The sequence below is a fragment of the Hydrogenophaga sp. genome (assembly GCF_030158645.1).
In the GTDB taxonomy this organism is placed as follows: domain Bacteria; phylum Pseudomonadota; class Gammaproteobacteria; order Burkholderiales; family Burkholderiaceae_C; genus Hydrogenophaga.
In genome coordinates, this window is record NZ_JAOASO010000133.1 from 70784 (window position 1) to 90664 (window position 19881).

At 64.3% G+C, this 19881-nt stretch carries 17 protein-coding genes; 1 reads left to right on the forward strand and 16 read right to left on the reverse strand.

All coding sequences use genetic code 11. From position 1 onward, the window contains the following. Window positions 1-17: 17 nt before the first annotated feature. The 16 genes from Q1W68_RS14045 to Q1W68_RS14120 form a co-directional block, all read right to left on the reverse strand. Window positions 18-1667 (reverse strand): isovaleryl-CoA dehydrogenase, encoded by a 1650-nt coding sequence (locus Q1W68_RS14045; protein ID WP_300652978.1) that lies wholly within the window; start codon window positions 1665-1667, stop codon window positions 18-20. Continuing rightward, complete coding sequence (locus tag Q1W68_RS14050; protein ID WP_300652977.1) at window positions 1651-2703, reverse strand: fatty acid desaturase; 1053 nt, start codon at window positions 2701-2703, stop codon at window positions 1651-1653. The genes Q1W68_RS14045 and Q1W68_RS14050 overlap by 17 nt, the downstream gene beginning before the upstream one ends. Before the next feature lie 13 nt (window positions 2704-2716). After that, window positions 2717-3733 (reverse strand): NADP-dependent oxidoreductase, encoded by a 1017-nt coding sequence (locus Q1W68_RS14055; RefSeq protein ID WP_300716960.1) that lies wholly within the window; start codon window positions 3731-3733, stop codon window positions 2717-2719. 43 nt (window positions 3734-3776) lie between these two features. Next, on the reverse strand, window positions 3777-4205 hold the full coding sequence (locus tag Q1W68_RS14060; protein WP_300716961.1) for a PaaI family thioesterase: 429 nt from the start codon (window positions 4203-4205) through the stop codon (window positions 3777-3779). 7 nt (window positions 4206-4212) lie between these two features. Continuing rightward, window positions 4213-5004 (reverse strand): SDR family oxidoreductase, encoded by a 792-nt coding sequence (locus Q1W68_RS14065; protein WP_300652971.1) that lies wholly within the window; start codon window positions 5002-5004, stop codon window positions 4213-4215. Window positions 5005-5076: 72 nt separating this feature from the next. After that, the gene (locus Q1W68_RS14070) at window positions 5077-5379 is read right to left on the reverse strand and encodes a Dabb family protein (protein WP_300652968.1); all 303 of its coding nucleotides are present in this window, start codon (window positions 5377-5379) and stop codon (window positions 5077-5079) included. Further along, a complete protein-coding gene (locus Q1W68_RS14075; protein WP_300658462.1) occupies window positions 5379-7202 on the reverse strand; it encodes an acyl-CoA dehydrogenase in 1824 nt (607 codons plus the stop codon). Before Q1W68_RS14075 ends, Q1W68_RS14070 begins: the two co-directional genes overlap by 1 nt. A 14-nt stretch (window positions 7203-7216) precedes the next feature. Beyond that, complete coding sequence (locus tag Q1W68_RS14080; RefSeq protein WP_300658461.1) at window positions 7217-8392, reverse strand: acetyl-CoA C-acyltransferase; 1176 nt, start codon at window positions 8390-8392, stop codon at window positions 7217-7219. A gap of 34 nt (window positions 8393-8426) precedes the next feature. Next, the gene (locus Q1W68_RS14085) at window positions 8427-10538 is read right to left on the reverse strand and encodes a 3-hydroxyacyl-CoA dehydrogenase NAD-binding domain-containing protein (RefSeq protein ID WP_300716962.1); all 2112 of its coding nucleotides are present in this window, start codon (window positions 10536-10538) and stop codon (window positions 8427-8429) included. A 246-nt stretch (window positions 10539-10784) separates the two neighbouring features. Next, complete coding sequence (locus tag Q1W68_RS14090) at window positions 10785-11480, reverse strand: ABC transporter ATP-binding protein (protein WP_300654664.1); 696 nt, start codon at window positions 11478-11480, stop codon at window positions 10785-10787. A gap of 9 nt (window positions 11481-11489) precedes the next feature. Next, entirely contained in the window at window positions 11490-12275 is a 786-nt protein-coding gene (locus Q1W68_RS14095) for an ABC transporter ATP-binding protein (RefSeq protein ID WP_300654667.1), read from the reverse strand. Beyond that, entirely contained in the window at window positions 12272-13555 is a 1284-nt protein-coding gene (locus Q1W68_RS14100; RefSeq protein ID WP_300654669.1) for a branched-chain amino acid ABC transporter permease, read from the reverse strand. Before Q1W68_RS14100 ends, Q1W68_RS14095 begins: the two co-directional genes overlap by 4 nt. 15 nt (window positions 13556-13570) lie before the next feature. Further along, window positions 13571-14593, reverse strand: a complete 1023-nt coding sequence (locus Q1W68_RS14105; RefSeq protein WP_300654672.1) for a branched-chain amino acid ABC transporter permease — start codon at window positions 14591-14593, stop codon at window positions 13571-13573. A 133-nt stretch (window positions 14594-14726) separates the two neighbouring features. After that, the gene (locus tag Q1W68_RS14110) at window positions 14727-15959 is read right to left on the reverse strand and encodes a branched-chain amino acid ABC transporter substrate-binding protein (RefSeq protein ID WP_300654674.1); all 1233 of its coding nucleotides are present in this window, start codon (window positions 15957-15959) and stop codon (window positions 14727-14729) included. A 145-nt stretch (window positions 15960-16104) separates the two neighbouring features. Next, entirely contained in the window at window positions 16105-17748 is a 1644-nt protein-coding gene (locus Q1W68_RS14115; protein ID WP_300654678.1) for a 3-(methylthio)propionyl-CoA ligase, read from the reverse strand. A gap of 77 nt (window positions 17749-17825) precedes the next feature. Continuing rightward, a complete protein-coding gene (locus Q1W68_RS14120; RefSeq protein WP_300654680.1) occupies window positions 17826-18980 on the reverse strand; it encodes an ABC transporter substrate-binding protein in 1155 nt (384 codons plus the stop codon). A 178-nt stretch (window positions 18981-19158) separates the two neighbouring features. On the opposite strand from Q1W68_RS14120, the gene Q1W68_RS14125 reads away from it, so the two are divergent. Continuing rightward, entirely contained in the window at window positions 19159-19848 is a 690-nt protein-coding gene (locus Q1W68_RS14125; RefSeq protein WP_300654683.1) for a Crp/Fnr family transcriptional regulator, read from the forward strand. Window positions 19849-19881: the final 33 nt, after the last annotated feature.

Here is a 19881-nt window from a genome sequence, read left to right on the forward strand (position 1 = left end):
GTCTCCAGTGTCGTTGTTCAGTGCGGCATGGCGCGTTCGAGTATGGCGTCGTGGTCCACCCCGGCGCCCAGCGAGCCGAAGCTGTGGCCCCACGCGCCGCCAATGCGCGAATCGCAGAACGCGGCGAACACAGCGGCTGGCGCGGTTTGCGCCAGCAGCGCGGCCTGCACGGCCAGCGCCACGTCTTGCGCGAGGCGGCGCGCTTCCATCTCGCTGGCCATCTCTTCCACGCGGATGGGCAGTTGCGCGGCAAGCCGGTCGAGCGCGGCGTGCATGCCCCGGGCGGGTGCAAGCTCGTGGGCCAGCGCAGCGGCGGCATCGGCCTTGCGCAGGGCGCGCAGCAGGTCGATGGCCATGATGTTGCCCGCGCCTTCCCAGATGCTGTTGAGCGGCATTTCGCGGTAGATGCGCGCCATCACCCCTTCACCGCCCTCTTCCACGTAGCCGTTGCCACCCAGGCATTCCATGGCCTCCTGGGCGAAGTGGCTGCCGCGCTTGCAGATCCAGAACTTGGCCACCGGCGTGAGCAGTCGGTTCATCACCTGCTCGTGGGCGTCGTCCGCCCGGTCGAAGCTGCGCGCCAGGCGCAACGCCAGCGCGGTGGCGGCTTCGGACTCCAGGGCCAGGTCGGCCAGCACGTTTTTCATCAGCGGCTGGTCGATGAGGGTCTTGCCGAAGGCCTTGCGCTGAGCAGTGTGGTGGAGCGCGATGCTCAGCGCCTGGCGCATCAGGCCGCTGGTGCCCAAGGCGCAGTCGAGCCGCGTCAGGGTGCCCATGGCCAGGATCTGCGGGATGCCCCGGCCCTCCTCGCCCACCAGCCACGCACTGGCACCGGCGAACTCCACCTCGGAACTCGCGTTGGCCTTGTTGCCCAGCTTGTCTTTCAGGCGCTGGATGAACAGCCGGTTCATCGAACCGTCGGGCAGCACGCGCGGCAAAAACAGGCAGCTCAGGCCGCTGGCGGTTTGCGCCAGGATCAGGAAGGCGTCGCACATGGGGGCCGAGAAAAACCACTTGTGGCCGGTGACGCTGAAGCGCTGGCCCCAGGCGTCCGTGCCGGCGGGCTCGGCGCGCGTGGTGTTGGCGCGCACGTCGGAGCCGCCCTGCTTCTCGGTCATGCCCATGCCCATGGTCAGGCCGGCCTTGTCGCGCCAGACCTTGAGCGCCGGGTCGTAAGCGCGGCTGGTGAGGCCGCCTTCCCAGTCGTTGTAGATCGCGGGGTTGTCCTTGAGCGCGGGCGCGACGGCGTAGCTCATGGAGATGGGACAGAGGATGGAAGGCTCAAGCTCGGTGAAGAGCATGAAGCCGGCGGCGCGCAGCTGGTGCGCGTGGCCGGTGGCCTGCTGCTCGGCAGAAAAGGCCGTGCCGTGCAGCCCGGCATGGACCGCGGCCGACATCAGCGCGTGGTAGCTCGGATGGAACTCCACCTGGTCCACCCGCTGGCCCAACCGGTTGTGCGTCTTGAGTTGCGGCGTGTGCACATTCGCCAGCCGGGCATGCGCCTGCATCTCGCCACTGCCCACCACAGCGCCGAGCGCGCGCAAAGGCGCGGTGTCCAGCGCGGGTGCGTTGAGTTTCAGCGCGGCCTGCATCGCCCGGTTGGTGGCAAAGAGGTTGGTGTCGACCAGCGGTGCGGGCTGGTTGAAGACTTCATGCGTGGGATTCATGGCGGCGCCTCCTCGCGGCAAAGATCAGGCCCCAGGTGTCGGCGAGGTCACGCACCTCGGCCGCGTCCAGCGCGCCCTTTTCCCGCAGCAGCTGGTGCAGACGCGGCAGGTGGTAGTGCGGCACCGCCGGATACAGGTGGTGTTCCAGGTGGTGGTTCACATGGTGCGGGAACAGGACAAACCGGCCCAGCCAGTTCAGCACGCCGCCCCAGGTGCGGTTGCAGCGCGCGGCGGTCAGTGGCGACGAGAGGTCGTGCACCGCGCCGTGTTCAAAGATGGCGCGCAGGCGCAGGATGGGCTGCAGCACCGTCACCAGCGGCAGCAGCCAGAGCACCGCGTACATCGCCAGGCCGGTGGTGCCGCCCAGCAACAGCGCGAGCAACGGTGCCACGAGGTGAAAGCCGACCACAAACCAGCGGTCTTGCCTCGCGGCGGCGCGCAGGGCGGGCGAGGTGTCGTCCAGCGGGCGGATTTCGCGCTGCGTGTCCTCGTTGATCGCGGGCGCGCCGAAGAAATAGGCGTAGGTCTTCCACGCGTTAAGGCCCAGCAGATCCTGCCCAAGCTTCTTCAGCAGGTAGAGACGACCGCGCGGATAACCGCCGTGGATGGCGGTGTCGGGGTCCTCTTCGGTGTAGAGGTGGTTGTGGTGCAGCCGGTGCGTGACGCGGTAGGTGCACATGGACAGTCCCGCCGCCATGCCCATCAGCCGGCCCAGACCGTCGTTCGCCCAGCGCGCGGCGAACAGGCGGTAGTGCGCGGCCTCGTGAACCAGGACGAAGATGGCGTGCTGCGCCATGCCGATCACCACCACACTGAGCAACATCCAGGGGCTCGGCCAGGTGGCCACCGCCAGCGCCGCGGCGGCCGCGATCAGACCAACGGTCTGTGCCAAGGCCAGCCAGGTGCGGGACAGGGACAGCGTGGTCAGCGGGGCCAGCTCGTCGGAGGTCAGCAGCCGCCGCGCCTCCACGTTGCGCACCCCGGGGGCGCGAAGGTCCTGCCGGAACTCCTCACCTCGTGGGCTGGCCGTGTCCATGGCTGCGCCCGCGTCAGACCAGTTTGACGAGCTGCTTGCCGAAGTTCTTGCCCTTCAACAGACCCATGAAGGCCTCGGGCGCAGCGGCCAGACCCTCGGCCACCGTTTCGCGCGGTCGCAGCTTGCCGGTGGCCACCAGGGTGCCCAACTCGGTGAGCGCCTCGGGCCAGACCTCCATGTGCTCGCTGACGATGAAACCTTCGATCTTCAGGCGGTTCACCAGGATCAACGCGGGATTGGCCAGCGGCAGCGGCTGGCCGTCGTAGCCAGCGATCATGCCGCACACCGCGATGCGGCCGAAGGCGTTCATGCGCAGCAACACCGCGTCCAGCACCATGCCACCCACGTTTTCAAAGTAGCCGTCGATGCCTTTCGAGCACACATCCTTGAGTGCCTTGGCCAGCGAGTACGCGTCCTTGTGGAGCTTGTAGTCGATGCAGGCGTCGAAGCCGAGTTCTTCGACCGCGTACTTGCACTTCTCCGGACCGCCCGCAATGCCCACCGCACGGCAACCGCGCGCCTTGGCCAGGGCACCGAAGGCGCTGCCGACCGCACCGGTGGCCGCACTCACCACCACGGTGTCGCCCGCCTTGGGGTTGATGATCTTCACCAGCCCGTACCAGGCGGTCACGCCGGGCATGCCGACCGCACCCAGGTAGTAGGACAGCGGCACGTGGGTGGTGTCGACCTTGCGCAGCGCGCCGGGCTGCGCGGCATCGACCACGCTGTACTGCTGCCAGCCGCCCATGCCCACGACCTTGTCGCCGGGCTGGAACTTGGGGTGCTTGGATTCGACCACCTCGCCCACGGTGCCGCCGATCATGACCTCGCCCAGCGCCTGCGAGGCCGCGTAGCTCTTGCTGTCGTTCATGCGTCCGCGCATGTAGGGGTCCAGGCTCAGAAAGTGGTGACGCACCAGCACCTGGTTGTCGGCAAGTGCCGGGGTGTCGGTCGAGACGAGCTTGAAGTTGTCGACGGTGGCTTCGCCCTGGGGACGGTTGTCGAGCACGATCTGTTGGTTGGTGGGCATGTGTGTCTCCTGAAAAGTCGGTGTGTGAAATCGGCTGGTGAAGTCAGTCGGTCGAGATGCGGTTGAAAGCCTGCACGCTGCCCGCGCCCACGGGCAGGCGGGCAACAAACTTGAAGGTACCGGTGGCATGAGAGCAGAGCTTGCCCGCCGCGTCAAAAATGCTGCCTTCGGTGAAGGCCATGGTGGCGGTGCGGTGCAGCAGCTTGCCTTTGGCGGTGAGCGGCCCTTTGGCCGCGCGCATGAAGCTGGTTTTCATCTCGATGGTGACGCCGCCCATGTCGGGCTCGACCGAGCGCGCGGCGTGCGCCATGACCACGTCGAGCAGCGTCATGCTCGCGCCGCCGTGCACCACGTCGAAGGAGTTGAGGTGGTCCTCTGACGGGTTGAAGCTGATCTCCGCGTCACCGCCCTCGAACTTGTGCAGTTCGAAGCCGAGCAGTTCGACGAAGGGGATGCGGACAGAAAACTCCATGAAGTGCTCAGCCGCCGGTGATGATGCTGACGCCGCCGTCCACCGCCAGCCACTGGCCCGTGATGTGTTTGCCCGCGTCGCTCGCGTACAGCAGCGTGAGGCCTTTCAGGTCTTCGTCGTCGCCCAGGCGGCCCAGCGGCGCATGCGCGGCGAGGCGCTCTTCGCCCATGGCCTTGAGCGTGCCCATGGTCATCTTGCTCGGGAAGAAGCCGGGGCAGATCGCGTTGACGCGGATGCCGTGCGCGCCCCACTCGGCGGCCAGCGCGCGGGTGAAGTTGATCACCGCGCCCTTGGAGGTGTTGTACGCAATGGTCTTCATGTCGCGCGGGTTGCCGCCCAGGCCGGCGATCGAAGCGGTGTTGATGATGCTGCCGGTTTTGCGCGCGATCATGCTGCGCTTGGCCACGACCTGGCTCAGGATGAAATAGCTGCGCACGTTGAGGTTCATCACCTTGTCCCACGCGTCCACCGGGTGGTCTTCGGCCGGCGCGCCCCAGGCGGCACCGGCGTTGTTGATCAGGATGTCGATGTCGCCCAGGCGCTGCAAGCTTTCGTCGGCCAGGCGATGGATGTCTTCTTCCTTCGAACAGTCGGCGGCAATCCAGCGCGCATCGATGCCCGCGGCCTGCAACTCGGCGGTGGCGGCTTCCAGGTCCTCGGCCTTGCGCGAGCTGACCACCACGCGGGCACCGGCTTCACCCAATGCGTGGGCCATCTGCAGGCCCAGGCCGCGCGAGCCGCCGGTGATGAGGGCGGTCTTGCCTTTGAGGTCGAAGAGTTGGTGGATGGTTCTGGTCATGGGTGTCTCCTTGTTGTGGTGTTGACGCCGCCCCCATGGGGAACGGGTTGGGGTGGGCACCGTCGCCGGCGCTCAGTTCTCGTAATCCATGCAGTGTCGTTCCAGCACCACCTTGCGCATGAACGGCTTGAGCGCCACATGCGACGGGTGTGTCTGGTAGGCCGCGAGCGCTGCGCGATCGGTGAATGTGCTGTTGAGCACCAGATCGAAGGTGGCCTCCAGTCCGGTCTGTGCGGTGGCCACATCGAAGCGTTCCATGCCGGGCACCAGGTTCGAGCAGGCTTCCAGCAAGGCTTTGGCCTGGGCAACGTTGGCGGCCTTGTCGCCCTCGACGCCCAGGTCCTTGATCTTCCACATGACGATGTGGTGCAGCATCAAAAGGCCTCTTCGGGCAGCGCCGCACAGGTCTGGTCGCGGCTGCTCACCACCTGCAGCCAGGCGCCGATTTTCGGCAGCTCGTAGTGGAAGAAGAAACGCACAGCGGCCAGGCGCCCGGTGCGTGCATGCGACTCGGGTGCAGCGTGGGCGGCCAGCGCCACGTCCAGCCAAACCCAGGCCAGTACGGTATGGCCAAAGGCCTGCAGATACGGCACGGCATTGGCCAGGGCGTCGGTCGGCTCGCCGGTGGACCAGGCCGCCTTGGTGGCGGCACCCACCTGCGCGAGCGCCTGGCCCAGTGCGTTGGCGTGGGCCGCGAACTCGGGCACGTGGATGGCGCGCTGGATGGTGGCGTTGATGCGCCCGGCCAGCAGCGTGAGACCCTTGCCGCCTTCCATCAGCACCTTGCGGCCCAGCAAGTCCATCGCCTGGATGCCGTGCGTGCCTTCGTGGATCATGTTCAGGCGGTTGTCGCGCCAGTACTGCTCCACCGGAAAGTCGCGCGTGTAGCCGTAGCCGCCGTGGATCTGGATCGCCAGGCTGTTGGCTTCCAGGCACCACTCGCTCGGCCAGCTCTTCGCTATCGGTGTGAGCACTTCAAGCAACAGACGGGCATCGTCGGCCGCTGCCGCTTCGGCCGTGTGCTGTTCGTCGACCAGCCGCGCGCAATAGAGCTCGAGCGCGAGCGCGCCTTCGCAATACGACTTCTGCGCCAGCAGCATGCGTTTCACATCGGCATGTTCGATGATGCGCACAGGTGCCTGTGCCGGGTCTTTGCCGGCAGGCCCCATGGGGCGGCCCTGCGGGCGGTTCTTCGCGTAGTCCAGGCTCGCCAGGTAGCCCGCCATGCCCAGCATGGTCGCGGCCATGCCCACGCCGATGCGGGCCTCGTTCATCATGTGGAACATGCAGTGCAGGCCCTTGCCCGCCTGGCCCACCAGGTAGCCCACGGCCCCCGCTTCACCACCGACCGGGTACTTGCCCTCGCCGAAATTGAGCAGCGTGTTGGTGGTGCCGCGCCAGCCGCACTTGTGGTTGAGCCCGGCCAGCGCCACGTCGTTGCGCTCGCCGGTCAGTTCACCGGCGGTGTTCACCATCTTCTTGGGCACGATGAACAGCGAAATGCCGCGCGTGCCCGGCACCAGCTTGCCGTTCTCGTCCGGGATCTTGGCCAGCACCAGGTGGATGATGTTCTCGGTCAGCTCGTGCTCGCCGGCCGAGATCCACATCTTGTTGCCCTTGAGGCGGTAGCGCGGGCCCAGCGGATCGTCCGCGAAGTCGGCGCCATCGGGCACGGCACGGGTGGACACGTCGCTCAGGCTCGAACCGGCCTGGGGCTCGGACAAGCACATGGTCCCCGAAAAGCGCCCACTGAATTCGTTGAGCGCAAACACCTGCTTCTGCATCTCGGTGCCGTGCACCATCAGCAGGTTGGCGTTGCCGGTCGTGAGCATGCCGCTGCCGATGCTGACCGAGGCCATGGCAAAGAACGCGTTGGCCGCGGCTTCCACCGTGTAAGGCAGCTGCATGCCCCCCACGTCGTAATCCTGAGCAGCACTCAGCATGCCGCTGGCGGCGTAGGCTTTCTGTGCATCGTGCGTCGCCTGCGGCAGGATCACGCGCTCGCCGTCGAAATGCGGCTCCTGCGTGTCCACCAGCCGGTTGAAGGGTGCGTACTTCTCGCGCGCAATGCGCTCGCAGGTGTCGAGCACCGCGTCGAACGTTTCGCGGCTGTGGTCCGCGAAACGCTCACGCTGCTGCAGCGTCTCGACGTGCAGCCAGTCGTGCAGCAGGAAGTCGACGGTCGGGCGCAAAGTCATGGTGCGCCCCGGTCTCAGAGAACTTCGAACACACCAGCGGCACCCATGCCGCCGCCGATGCACATCGTGACCACGACACGTTTCGCGCCGCGGCGCTTGCCTTCGATCAATGCGTGACCGGTCAGGCGCTGGCCCGACACGCCGTAGGGGTGACCCACGGCAATCGCGCCGCCGTTGACGTTGAGGCGGTCGCCCGGGATGCCCAGCTTGTCGCGGCAGTAGATCACCTGCACCGCGAAGGCTTCGTTGAGTTCCCACAGATCGATGTCGCTCACCTTCAAGCCCAGGCGCGCGAGCACCTTGGGGATGGCGAACACCGGGCCAATGCCCATCTCGTCGGGCTCACAACCGGCCACAGCGAAGCCCAGGAAACGGCCCAGGGGTGTCAGGCCGCGCTTCTCGGCCATCGTCTCGTTCATCAGCACGCAGGCGCCGCCGCCATCGCTGAACTGGCTGGCATTGCCGGCGGAGACCAGGCCACCCGGCAGCGCCGAGCGCAGGCCGTGGATACCTTCAAAGGTGGTGCCGGCTCGGATGCCTTCGTCGTTCTCCACCGTCACCTGTTTGGTGGTGAGGCCCATGACCTTGTCGGCCACGCCGGCGGTCACGGTGATGGGGGCGATCTCGGCCTTGAACAGACCGGCTTCGAGAGCGGCCGTGGCCTTCTGCTGGCTGGCGGCGCCGTATTCGTCCATGGCGTCGCGGCCGATGTTGTAGCGCTTGGCCACCTGCTCGGCGGTCTGCAGCATGTTCCAGTAGATCTCGGGCTTGTTCTTCACCAGCCAGGGATCGGCCAACATGTGGGTGTTCATTTCCTGCTGCACGCAGGAGATGCTCTCCACGCCGCCGGCCACGTACACGTCGCCTTCGCCCGCGATGATGCGTTGCGCGGCCATGGCAATGGTCTGCAGACCCGACGAGCAGAAACGGTTGACCGTCATGCCCGAGGTGGTGATGGGCAGGCCGGCGCGCAGCGCGATCTGGCGCGCGATGTTGGCGCCGGTGGCGCCCTCGGGGTTGGCGCAACCCATGATCACGTCGTCCACTTCGGCGGCTTCGATGCCGGCGCGCTGAACAGCGTGCTGGACCGCATGGCCACCCAGGGTGGCGCCATGGGTCATGTTGAAGGCGCCCTTCCAGCTCTTGGCCAGGGGTGTGCGGGCGGTGGAAACGATGACGGCGTTGGTCATGAAAATTCTCCTGATGTGTTCGGGTGGTGTGGGATCAGTTGAAGGTCTTGCCTTCAGCGACCAACCTCGCCAGCAGCGGTGCCGGCTCCCAGAATTTCGCGTCGTCCAGCGGGTTCTTGGCAAAGCGCTTCATGCTCTGCACCACGTTGAACAGGCCCACCGTGTCGGCGTAGACCATCGGGCCGCCGCGGTGCGCGGGGAAGCCGTAACCGAAGATGTAGACCACGTCGATGTCGCTGGCCTTGTTGGCAATGCCCTCTTCCAGGATGTGCGCGGCTTCGTTCACCAGCGAATACACCAGGCGCTGCACGATCTCTTCATCGGAAATCTTGCGCGGCGTGATGCCCAGGGCCTTGCGATGGTCCTCGATCATCTTCACCACTTCGGCGTTCGGGATCGCGTCGCGCTTGCCCGGCACGTAGTCGTACCAGCCGGCGCCGGTCTTCTGGCCGTAGCGGCCCTTCTCGCACAGCAAGTCAGCGGTCTTGCTGTACTTCATGTCCGGCTTTTCCTGGTAGCGGCGCTTGCGGATCGCCCAGCCGATGTCGTTGCCGGCGAGGTCGCCCATGCGGAACGGTCCCATGGCCATGCCGAACTTCTCCATCGCCTTGTCGACCTGCTCGGGCGTGCAGCCTTCGTCCAGCAAAAAGCCGCCCTGGCGGCCGTATTGCTCGATCATGCGGTTGCCGATGAAGCCGTCGCACACGCCAGAGACCACCGCGGTTTTCTTGATTTTCTTGGCCACGGTCATCACGGTGGCCATCACGTCCTTGGCGGTCTTCTCGCCGCGCACCACTTCGAGCAGCTTCATCACGTTGGCCGGGCTGAAGAAGTGCAGGCCCACCACGTCCTGCGGGCGCTTCGTGAAGGAGGCGATCTTGTTGACGTCGAGCGTCGAGGTGTTGGAGGCCAGGATCGCGCCGGGCTTCATCACGCGGTCGAGTTCCTTGAACACGGCTTCCTTGACGCCGATCTCTTCAAACACGGCCTCGATCACGAGGTCGGCCGCGCTCAGGTCGTCGTAGCTCAGCGTGGTGCTCAAGAGCGCCATGCGCTGCTCGTACTTGTCCTGCTTGAGCTTGCCCTTCTTCACCTGGGCTTCGTAATTCTTGCGGATGGTGGCCAGACCGCGGTCGAGCGCTTCTTGCTTCATCTCCAGCATCTTCACCGGGATGCCGGCGTTGAGGAAGTTCATGGCGATGCCGCCACCCATGGTGCCGGCGCCGATGACGGCCACCGAAGCAATCTCGCGCTTGGGCGTGTCTTCCGGCACGTCCGGAATCTTGCTCGCGGCGCGTTCGGCGGTGAACAGGTGGCGCAGCGCGCGGCACTCGGGCGTCCACATCAGGTTGATGAAGATGTCGCGCTCGAAGGCCATGCCGTCGTCGAACTTCTTCTTGGTGGCGGCTTCCACGGCGTCCACGCACTTGGCGGGCGCGGGAAAGTTCTTCGACATGCCCTTGACCATGTTGCGTGCGAACGCGAAATAGGCGTCGCCCAGCGGGTGCTTGCAGGGCAGGTTGCGCACCTTCGGCAACGCGCTGCCGTCGGCGTGTTTGGCGGCCATCTCGCGCGCCAGGGCCAGGGCTTCTTCGGCCAGGCTCTCGGCAGACGCAGCCATCTTGTCGAACAGCTTCTGGCCCGGCAGCATGGCGAGCATCTCGCTCTTCACCGGCTCGCCGCTGACGATCATGTTGAGCGCGGCCTCCACACCCAGGGCGCGCGGCAGGCGCTGTGTGCCGCCAGCGCCGGGGATGAGGCCCAGCTTCACTTCAGGCAGCGCCACGTTGGTGCCGGGTGCGGCAATGCGGTAATGGCAACCCAGCGCGAGTTCCAGACCACCACCCATGCACACGCTGTGGATGGCAGCGATGACCGGCTTGGACGTGTTCTCGACCGCCAGGATGACGGAGAGCAGGTTGGGCTCGGCCAGCGCCTTGGGCGAGCCGAATTCGCGAATGTCCGCGCCACCTGAGAACGCCTTCCCGGCGCCGGTGATCACGATGGACTTCACCGCCGGATCGGCTTCCGCCTTCTCCAGACCTGCGGCAATGCCCTGGCGCGTGGAGAGACCCAGACCGTTGACCGGCGGGTTGTTCATGGTGATGACGGCCACATCGCCGTGGACCTGGTACTCAGCGGTCATGGAATCTCCTTCGTTGTTGGCGGAAAACGGGTGCCCGTGGGGCGTTGACTGTGACGCTCTTCCCGAAAAAGAACGATCGTTCGATTCTAGAAACTTGCTGCGATGCCGCAAGGGCCGGGTGTCGCGTGGAAGACCGAACCCTCTGCGGCGCAGGTGCCCGAACCCAGGATGCCGTGGGTCGGGCTCCGCCGGCCCACAGGCATCGCTCCCTACCGGGGGGTGACGCCGAAGGCGGCGCGGGGGGCCTCACACCTCAAGCCATTCCTTGCGGATCTGCGCATCAGCACGCAGGGTCTCGGGCGTTCCCTCGAACACGATGCTGCCATGGCCCATCACCAGCACGCGGTCGGAGATGCTCAACGCGATGGTGAGTTTTTGCTCGATCAGCAGCACCGACACGCCGCGGGCCTTGAGCGTCTGCAGGTATTCGGCCACCAGCTCCACGATCTTGGGCGCCAGACCTTCGGTGGGCTCGTCGATGATGATGAGGTCGGGGTCGCCCATGAGCGTGCGGCACAGCGTGAGCATCTGCTGTTCGCCACCGGAGAGCACGCCGGCCTCGGTGTGCTCTCGCTCCTTGAGGCGCGGGAACATGGCGTACATGTCGTCAAAACTCCAGCGCGCACCGATGCCCTTGCCCTTTTGGCCGAGCAGCAGGTTCTGGTGCACGGTGAGCTTGGGAAAGATGTCGCGGTTCTCGGGCACATGGCCGATGCCGAGGTGGGCGATCTCGAAAGGCTTCTTGCCCAGGATGGGCTTGCCCTGCCACGCCACGCTGCCGGTGGCTTCCACCAAACCCATGATGGCCTTGGCGGTGGTGGAGCGGCCCGAGCCGTTGCGCCCGAGCAGGGCCACGATCTCGCCCTTGCCGACCGAAAACTGCACCCCGTGCAGCACATGGCTCTTGCCGTAGTAGGCGTGAAGGTCTTGGATATCGAGCATGGTGTGTCCTCAGTGGCCTGCCGCCTGTTGATCTGCGAGCACCGAGCCCAAATAAGCTTCTTGCACGCGCGGATTGGCGCGCACGGCTTCGGGCGTGTCGAAAGCAATCACCTCGCCGTACACCACCACGGCGATGCGGTCGGCCAGGCCGAACACCACGCCCATGTCGTGTTCCACGGTGAGCAGCGTTTTGCCCACCGTCACCTCGCGGATGAGATCGATGAACCGGCTGGTTTCGCTCTTGCTCATGCCGGCCGTGGGTTCATCGAGCAGGATGACCTGTGCTCCCCCCGCGATCGTGATGCCGATCTCCAGCGCACGCTGTTCGGCGTACGTCAGGTTCATGGCCAGCGTGTCGTGCTTGCGCTCCAGGTGGATCATGCGCATGAGCTCTTCTGCGCGGTCGTTGGCGTCTTTAAGGTTCGCAAGGAACTTCAGGAAGGTGTACTTGTAGCCCAGGCTCCAGAGCACGCCGCAGCGCAGGTTCTCGAACACGCTGAGCTTGGGAAAAATGTTCGTGATCTGGAAACTGCGCGAGAGCCCCAGCCGGTTGATCTCGAAAGGTTTCAGCCCGTTGATGCGGTGGCCGCCGAGGATCACGTCGCCGCTGCTGGGCTCGAATCGGCCCGAAATCAGGTTGAACAGCGTGGACTTGCCCGCGCCGTTGGGGCCGATGATGGCCACGCGTTCACCGGGCTTCACCGTGAGGTTCACGCCGCGGATGATGTCTGTTTTGCCAAAGCTCTTGCGCAGGTCGCGCAGTTCCAGCGCCGGCGTGTTTGCCTCTGTGCTCATGCCGCCTCCCGTTGCTGTGTGTGTTTTTCAATCGCCACCTGGATGTCACTCCACTGCCGCATGAAGCGGCGGCGTACCCATTCGAACAGGACGAAACCAACCGCAAACACGGCGATGGCACCCACCCAGCTCGAAACTCCCTTGGCGTCGAGTTCCAGCCCGAAGAAACGCAACAGGGTGTCCTGTCCGGCATTGAGCTGCAGGTGGTACATCATCTCGATCATGGCGCCCGCTCCGGCAAACATGACCACACCAAAGACCGCCAGCAACGCGTAACTGCCCATCACCCGGCGCAGCATGCCGTAAGCCGCCACCCGCACATTCATCATGATCAGACTGGCCACGCCGCCGGGTGCGTACATCACCATGAACAAAAAGATCAGGCCCAGGTAGAGCAGCCAGGCTTTGGTGAGCTCCGAGAGCAGCACCGAGGCCAACACCATCAGGATGCCGCCGATGATGGGTCCGAAAAAGATGGTGGCGCCGCCCAGAAACGTGAACAGCAAGTAAGCCCCCGAGCGCCCGGCACCGACCACTTCGGCCGTGACGATTTCGAAGTTGAGCGCGCCCAGCCCACCGGCGATACCGGCGAAGAAGCCGGCGATCATGAACGACAGGTAGCGAACTTTTTGCGTGTTGTAACCAATGAACTCCACGCGCTCCGGGTTGTCGCGCACGGCGTTGAGGATGCGGCCCAGCGGCGTGCGTGTGAAGGCGAACATCAGTCCAACACAGATGAAGGTGTACACCGCGATGAGGAAGTACACCTGCCGTGGCGGCCCGTAGGTCACGCCCATGAAAGCCTCTCCCACCACCCGGTTGCCCGACACGCCGGCTTCGCCACCGAAGAACTCGGAGAACATGAGGGACATGGCAAACACCAGTTCAGCCATGCCCAACGTGATCATGGCAAAGGTGGTTCCAGCCTTCTTGGTGGTGACGTAGCCAAACAGGATGGCGAAGAACAGACCGGTCACGCCGCCGACCAGAGGCAAAAGCGTCACGGGGATGGGCAACTGCCCACCCGACGCGGCGTTGAGCGCGTGCATCGCCACGTAGGATCCCAGCCCCGTGTAGACCGCGTGGCCGAAGCTCAGCATGCCGCCCTGCCCCAGCAGGATGTTGTAGGACAGGCAGGCAATGATGGCGATGCCCATCTGCGAGAGCATGGTCACCGCGAGGTTGCTGCTGAACACGAAGGGTGCGACCAGCAGGAGCGCGGCAAAGAGGGACCAGACGGTCCAGCGGCCTTTGTTGAAGCCTGTTTTGGTGTGTTGCATGGTGGTCATGGCGGGTCAGCCCTCTCGCGTGCCGAGCAGGCCCTTGGGGCGGAAGATCAGGATCAGCACGAGGAACAAGTAGGGCAGGATCGGCGCCACCTGCGACAGGGTCAGCTTGACCACCGAGTTGTTCTTGGCCGTGTCAGACAGCTCGATGCCGAACTGCTGCGCCAGACTGATGAAGGAATAGTCGAAAGCGACGGCGAAGGTCTGGATCACGCCGATGAGCACCGAGGCCAGGAACGCGCCGGAGAGCGAGCCCATGCCGCCGACCACCACCACCACAAAGATCACGGATCCCACCGTGGCGGCCATGGCCGGCTCGGTGACAAACGTGCTGCCTCCAATCACGCCAGCCAGCCCGGCCAGCCCGGTGCCGGCGCCAAACACCAGCATGAACACACGCGGCACGTTGTGCCCCAGGCTCTCCACGGTCTCAGGGTGGGTGAGCGCGGCCTGGATCACCAGACCGATGCGGGTGCGCGTGAGCAGCAGCCAGAGCGACAGCAGCATCAGCAGTGCCACCAGCATCATGAAACCGCGCGTGGCAGGGAATGGCGAGCAGATCACGTTGGCTGCTGAACACACCTCGCTGGAGGCAGCACCCCAGACCATTCGCAGCGAGTCGTCGGCCAGGTGCACCAGCGTAAACGCCGGACCGCGCAGGGCTTCGGGCGGTGCGAAGTCCAGCGCCGTGCGGCCCCAGATCAGTTGCACCACCTCGAGCAGGATGTAGGAAAAGCCGAAGGTCACCAGCAGCTCGGGCACATGACCGAACTTGTGCACCTTGCGAAGCGTGAGCCGCTCGAACAGCGCCCCCATGGCACCCACCAGCACGGGGGCCACGATCAGGGCGGGCCAGAAGCCGATCCAGTTGGACAGCGTGTAGCCCACGTAGGCGCCCACCATGTAAAAGCTGGCATGCGCAAAATTGAGGACGCCCATCATGCTGAAGATGAGGGTCAACCCCGAGCTCAACATGAACAGCAACAGACCGTAGCTGATGCCGTTGAGCATGGAGATGATGAAGAACTCCATGAGTTCGCCTTTCGTGGCTGGTGTGTCAGCCGTCGGAGCATGGTGAAAACAAACCAGCGCCGGAAACGGCGCTGGTTCTACCCAAGGCAACCGCCCTGCACGAAACCGGGTTCGTGCGCGGTGGTGCAGTCGATCAGCCCGGACGCTTCATCTGGCAGCTGGTGGGCGTGCTGGACACGTAGGACGGATATTCCTTCACTGGCACCAGCGTCATGCCGGTGTTCTCGGCGCTGTAGGGGAACTTTCCGCCGGCTTTCTGCCAGACCGTGACGAACAGCGGTTGCTGCAACTGGTGGTCCAGCTTGCGCACTTCCACTTCACCGTTGAAGCCCTTGAACTTCAGGCCTTCCATGGCGGCAGCCACCTTCACCGGGTCGGTGGACTTGGCTTTGGCCATGGCTTCGGACACGGCAGCGTAAGCCAGCGGGATCGCGCCGGTGTACATGTCGTCCTTGTACTTGGCCTGGAACTCATCAGCCCACTTGCCCATCTGGCCGCCCATGTTGTAGTGCTGGTAAGAGACTTGGTAGACGCGGCCGTCGCCGCCCGTGCCCAGCGCCGTGGGCGTGCCGGTCACGCCGGTGTAATAGGTGTAAAACTTGCCGGTGTAACCACCTTCGTTGGCGGCCTTCACCAGCAAGGCGAGGTCGGAACCCCAGTTACCGGTGATCACGGTGTCGGCACCTGAGGCCTTGATCTTGGCCACGTAGGGCGCAAAGTCGCGCACCTGGGCCAGCGGGTGCAGGTCTTCGCCCACAATCTTCACGTCGGGGCGCTTGCGCGCGAGGTTTTCTTTGGCGAAGCGTGCCACCTGCTGACCGTGCGAGTAGTTCTGGTTGAGCAGATAGACGTTCTTGACGTCCGGCTGGTCCTTCATGAAGGTGGTCATCGCCTCCATCTTCATGGACGTGTCCGCGTCGAAGCGGAAGTGCCAGTAGTTGCACTTGCTGTTGGTGAAGTCGGGGTCCACGGCGGCGTAGTTCAGGAAGATCACTTCCTTGCCGGGGTTGCGCTCGTTGTGTTTGCTCACGGCGTCGATCAACGCGCCGGCCACCGAGGAGCCGTTGCCCTGTGCGATGTAGCGCACGCCCTGGTCGAGTGCGGCCTTGAAGTTGTTCAGGCTCTCGGCGGGGCTGAGCTTGTTGTCGAAGCCGACCACCTCGAACTTCACGCCGGCCGGATTGCTCTGCGAGAACTTCTCGGCGAAGAACTGCCAGCTCTTGAGCTGGTTGTTGCCCACCGGACCCATGAGGCCGGTCTGAGGGTCGATCAGCGCGATCTTGACCGTTTCGCCCTTCTGGGCGTGGGCGCCCAGGGCGCAAGCGAGCAGCGTTGCTGCGGTGAGGCTCTTGATGGCGAAATGCATTGTCTGTCTCCGATGGTTTTGGGAAAGTCGCGAGCGCAGCTTACAAGCCTGTTGCGGTGCAGCACTCAGGGATAGCCCCTAGGGGCTATCGCGCTGGCGACTTTTATGCGCGAAAGTGCTTCTCTCGCGCCCCCCAACCTCGGTGTCAGACGCCGGGCAACACGTAGTCCTTGAGTTGCTGACGCAAGGTCATCTTCTGCATCTTGCCGGTGGCCCCCAGCGGAATCGCGTCAACGAACACCACATCGTCCGGGATCTGCCACTTGGCGGTCTTGCCCTCGAAGAAAGCCAGCAACTCCTCACGCGTGACTTCGGTCCCCGGCTTTTTGACCACCACCACAATGGGGCGCTCGTCCCACTTGGGGTGGCGCATCCCGACGCAGGCGGCCATGGCCACGGCCGGATGGGCCATGGCGATGTTTTCAACGTCGATGGAGCTGATCCACTCGCCGCCGGACTTGATCACGTCCTTGCTCCGGTCGGTGATCTGCATGAAACCGTCGGGATCGATGGTGGCAACGTCGCCGGTGGGAAACCAGCCCAGGCCTTGCGCGTCGTAGCGCAATGGGTCACCGCCCTCCCCTTTGTAATAACTCGCAATGATCCAGGGCCCACGGACCAGCAGGTCGCCGTAGCTCTTGCCGTCCCAGGGCAATTCCTCTCCCGCATCGTCGACGATCTTCATGTCCACGCCATACACGGCACGACCCTGCTTGAGCAAGATCTTGTGTTGCTCCTCGGGCGGCAGCGCCATCTGCGCATTCTTCAGCGAACACACCGTGCCCAGCGGCGACATTTCGGTCATGCCCCAGGCGTGGATCACGGACACGCCGTATTGGTCATTGAATGCTTTCATCATGGCGGGCGGGCATGCCGATCCTCCAATGACGGTGCTCTTGAGCGTGCCGAACTTCAGGTTGTTCGCCTGCAGGTGGCCCAGCAACATTTGCCACACCGTGGGCACGCCCGCCGCCATCGTCACTTTTTCGCCTTCGAGCAAGTCGAAAATCGATTTGCCGTCCATGGCCGGGCCGGGGAACACCAGTTTGGAACCCGTGGCGGCCGCCGAGTACGGAATGCCCCAGGCGTTGACGTGGAACATCGGAACCACAGGCAAGACGCTGTCGCGCGCGCTCAGATTCAGGGCATCGGGCAGCGCTGCGGTGAACGCATGCAGGATGGTGGACCGATGCGAGTACAGCGCGGCCTTGGGGTTGCCGGTCGTACCGCTCGTGTAGCACATGCTGGACGCGGAATTCTCGTCAAACGTGGGCCATTGGTAGGTGTCGGGCTGGTTGGCGATCCAGGCCTCGTAACTCTGCAGGCCCGTGAGGCCACTGTCGGTGGGCAGCTTGTCTGCGTCGCACAATGCGATCCAGTGCTTGACCGAGGGGCAATTGGCCGCCACGGCCTTGACCAGCGGGAGGAAAGTCATGTCGAAACAGACGACCTTGTCTTCTGCGTGGTTGACGATCCAGGTGAGTTGCTCAGGGTGCAGACGCGGGTTGAGCGTGTGCAGCACATGGCCGGTGCCGCTGACGCCGAAATACAGTTCGAGGTGCCGGTAGCCGTTCCAGGCCAGCGTGGCCACACGGTCTCCAAATGTGAGGTTCAGCGCGTTGAGCGCGTTGGCGACCTTACGTGCGCGCACGGCGACCTGTCCCCAGTTGCTGCGGTGGATGTCTCCTTCGACCCGGCGTGAAACGATCTCGCCGCTGGCGTGATGCCGCTCGGCGTGAACGATCAGCGTGGAAATCAAAAGGGGTTGGCTCTGCATCTGACCCAGCATGGGTTGTCTCCTGTGGTTGAGGTTTTGGATAAATCGGCCTGATGGTAGCGGGTTGCTCCGGTCGGCGTTGGGGTGGCTTACTTGATGAATTTTCCGTTGGCGCCAATGATGGTGAGCTCGACGTGTTTTGACGCTTGGCGAGAATCTTTGCCGAAGCCCACGTTGAATCCGCCCAGGCTGACCTGTCTCATGTTCTCGGCAGCGTTGACCAGACCGCTGCGGGTCAGGTTCTTGCCGGTGCGTTCGATCGCGGCACCCAGAACCCGGGCATTGATGTAGCTCTCGAAGCTCACGAATGAGTAGTCGGTGAGTCCGATCTTCTGCATGGCGCTCTGGTATTCCTTGACCAGCGGGTGAGCTTGACTCCAGGGGAACGGCACGACGGATGCCACCACCACCCCGACGCCGTCTTTGCCCAAGGCCTTGATGTTGGCGCTGGCGCCCATGACCGACAGCGTGTAGAACTGCACGCCTCGACGCGCCTTGTTGTAGGACTTGATGAATTCAAAGGTCGGGCGTCCCGCGGTGATCAAGATGATGGCGCCGGGGTTGCTTTCACTCACGGCGGTGACCGCGGCATCCGTGTCCGAGGCGTTGGACTGGACGCTGGCCACGGCGTGGGGTTTCATGCCGCGCTGCGCCATCGCGGCCTCCACGCCGGCGAGGCCGTCTTTGCCGAAGCTGCTGGCCTGGTAGACCACCCCGATGCGCTGAATGCCGACGGTCTGCAGGTGCTGGACCAGTTTTTCGGTCTCGTCGCGGTAGCTTGCGCGCACATTGAACACGTTGGGCACCGGGGGATTCCTCAGGCTGTCTGCCCCGGTGAACGGCGAGAAGAAGGGGACACCGTTTTGTTTCACAAGGGGGAGGATGGCTTCGCAATTGGGTGTGCCGGTCACGTTGAAGATGGCAAACACCTTGTCCTGATTGACCATCTGCTCCACATTTTTCACGGTGTTGGGTGCCTGGTAGCCATCGTCCATGGTGATGACCTTCAGGCGACGGCCATGAATGCCTCCCCGGGAATTGACCTCGTTGACATAAGCACGCGCTCCATTGTTGATGTCCAGCGTCAACTCGGCGAGCGGTCCAGTCAGGCCCAGCGACTGGCCCAGCAGTATTTCTGTGTCTGTGACCCCGATTTCAGAGGCGGTGGCCTGGGCGCTGCCCAAGGCCAGCATGAGCGACATCAGCAGGGCGAAGGCCCGGCGCGGGCGAAGCAGATCCTTCATGTTTGACTCCTAAAGTTGCAACGGAATGTGCGTTTATAACAATAACGTACTGCGCCTCTCGTAGTAAAGTTTTCATTCATGCGCACTCTGGCAAAGCGTGCGGGATCGCATGGAACCTTTGCATGCCATGAGACATTTCCGCGAAACAGCTCGCCGAGCCCCACCCCGGACCCGACCCGTGCTCACCATCTCCAACAGAACTTCACCCGTCTTCGTGGCGAGCCAACCCTGGCTGGACCGACTGCCCCACACGCTGAGAACACGCGTCATCAACGAGGTGTTCTCCATCAAGGGGGACAAGGGTGATGTGCTGTTGCGCGCTGGCGAACCCGTGATGGGCTGGTACGCGGTGCTTTCGGGATTGGTGAAGCTGCAAACCCACTCGCCCGATGGCCGCCTCTCGGTGTTTCTCGGCGTTTCCGCGGGGGACTGGTTTGGCGAAGGCTCGGCCTTGAAATCGGAGAAACGGCGCTACGAGGTGGTGGCCTTGCGCGACACAGCCTTGATGTGCCTGCCGCTGCCCCTGTTTGACGAACTGCGCGCGGCCAGCCTGGAGTTCAACCAGGCCCTGGTGGCACAGATGAACAAGCGGCTTTCGCAAAGCATGGCCGTGATCGAAGCTGGCCGGGTGCGTTCGCCGCAGCAGCGGGTCGCGCTGTACCTCAGCCGGCTCTTCTGGCACGGTATGAAGCGCATTGAGTTGTCGCAAGAAGAACTCGGCCACCTGGCCGGCCTGTCCCGCCAGACCGTGAACAAGGTGCTGCAGCGCATGCAGCTGGACGGCCTGGTCGCGATCAACTTTGGCCGCATCACCATCCTGGACGAACCAGCGCTCGCTGCCCTGCTGACCACAGCAGATTCCGATTAGCCTTGCGCGGCCGGGGTCGCTTGCGCAAGGCGA

What these genes read in the sequence shown, in the direction of transcription:
- Q1W68_RS14100 (WP_300654669.1), bottom strand. Translation starts at nt 13,555, where the DNA reads ATGCAACACACCAAAACAGGCTTCAACAAAGGCCGCTGGACCGTCTGG.
- Q1W68_RS14055 (WP_300716960.1), bottom strand. Translation starts at nt 3,733, where the DNA reads ATGCCCACCAACCAACAGATCGTGCTCGACAACCGTCCCCAGGGCGAA.
- Q1W68_RS14065 (WP_300652971.1), bottom strand. Translation starts at nt 5,004, where the DNA reads ATGACCAGAACCATCCACCAACTCTTCGACCTCAAAGGCAAGACCGCC.
- Q1W68_RS14105 (WP_300654672.1), bottom strand. Translation starts at nt 14,593, where the DNA reads ATGGAGTTCTTCATCATCTCCATGCTCAACGGCATCAGCTACGGTCTG.
- Q1W68_RS14095 (WP_300654667.1), bottom strand. Translation starts at nt 12,275, where the DNA reads ATGAGCACAGAGGCAAACACGCCGGCGCTGGAACTGCGCGACCTGCGC.
- Q1W68_RS14080 (WP_300658461.1), bottom strand. Translation starts at nt 8,392, where the DNA reads ATGACCAACGCCGTCATCGTTTCCACCGCCCGCACACCCCTGGCCAAG.
- Q1W68_RS14115 (WP_300654678.1), bottom strand. Translation starts at nt 17,748, where the DNA reads ATGCTGGGTCAGATGCAGAGCCAACCCCTTTTGATTTCCACGCTGATC.
- Q1W68_RS14120 (WP_300654680.1), bottom strand. Translation starts at nt 18,980, where the DNA reads ATGAAGGATCTGCTTCGCCCGCGCCGGGCCTTCGCCCTGCTGATGTCG.
- Q1W68_RS14045 (WP_300652978.1), bottom strand. Translation starts at nt 1,667, where the DNA reads ATGAATCCCACGCATGAAGTCTTCAACCAGCCCGCACCGCTGGTCGAC.
- Q1W68_RS14060 (WP_300716961.1), bottom strand. Translation starts at nt 4,205, where the DNA reads ATGGAGTTTTCTGTCCGCATCCCCTTCGTCGAACTGCTCGGCTTCGAA.
- Q1W68_RS14090 (WP_300654664.1), bottom strand. Translation starts at nt 11,480, where the DNA reads ATGCTCGATATCCAAGACCTTCACGCCTACTACGGCAAGAGCCATGTG.
- Q1W68_RS14070 (WP_300652968.1), bottom strand. Translation starts at nt 5,379, where the DNA reads ATGCTGCACCACATCGTCATGTGGAAGATCAAGGACCTGGGCGTCGAG.
- Q1W68_RS14110 (WP_300654674.1), bottom strand. Translation starts at nt 15,959, where the DNA reads ATGCATTTCGCCATCAAGAGCCTCACCGCAGCAACGCTGCTCGCTTGC.
- Q1W68_RS14085 (WP_300716962.1), bottom strand. Translation starts at nt 10,538, where the DNA reads ATGACCGCTGAGTACCAGGTCCACGGCGATGTGGCCGTCATCACCATG.
- Q1W68_RS14050 (WP_300652977.1), bottom strand. Translation starts at nt 2,703, where the DNA reads ATGGACACGGCCAGCCCACGAGGTGAGGAGTTCCGGCAGGACCTTCGC.
- Q1W68_RS14075 (WP_300658462.1), bottom strand. Translation starts at nt 7,202, where the DNA reads ATGACTTTGCGCCCGACCGTCGACTTCCTGCTGCACGACTGGCTGCAC.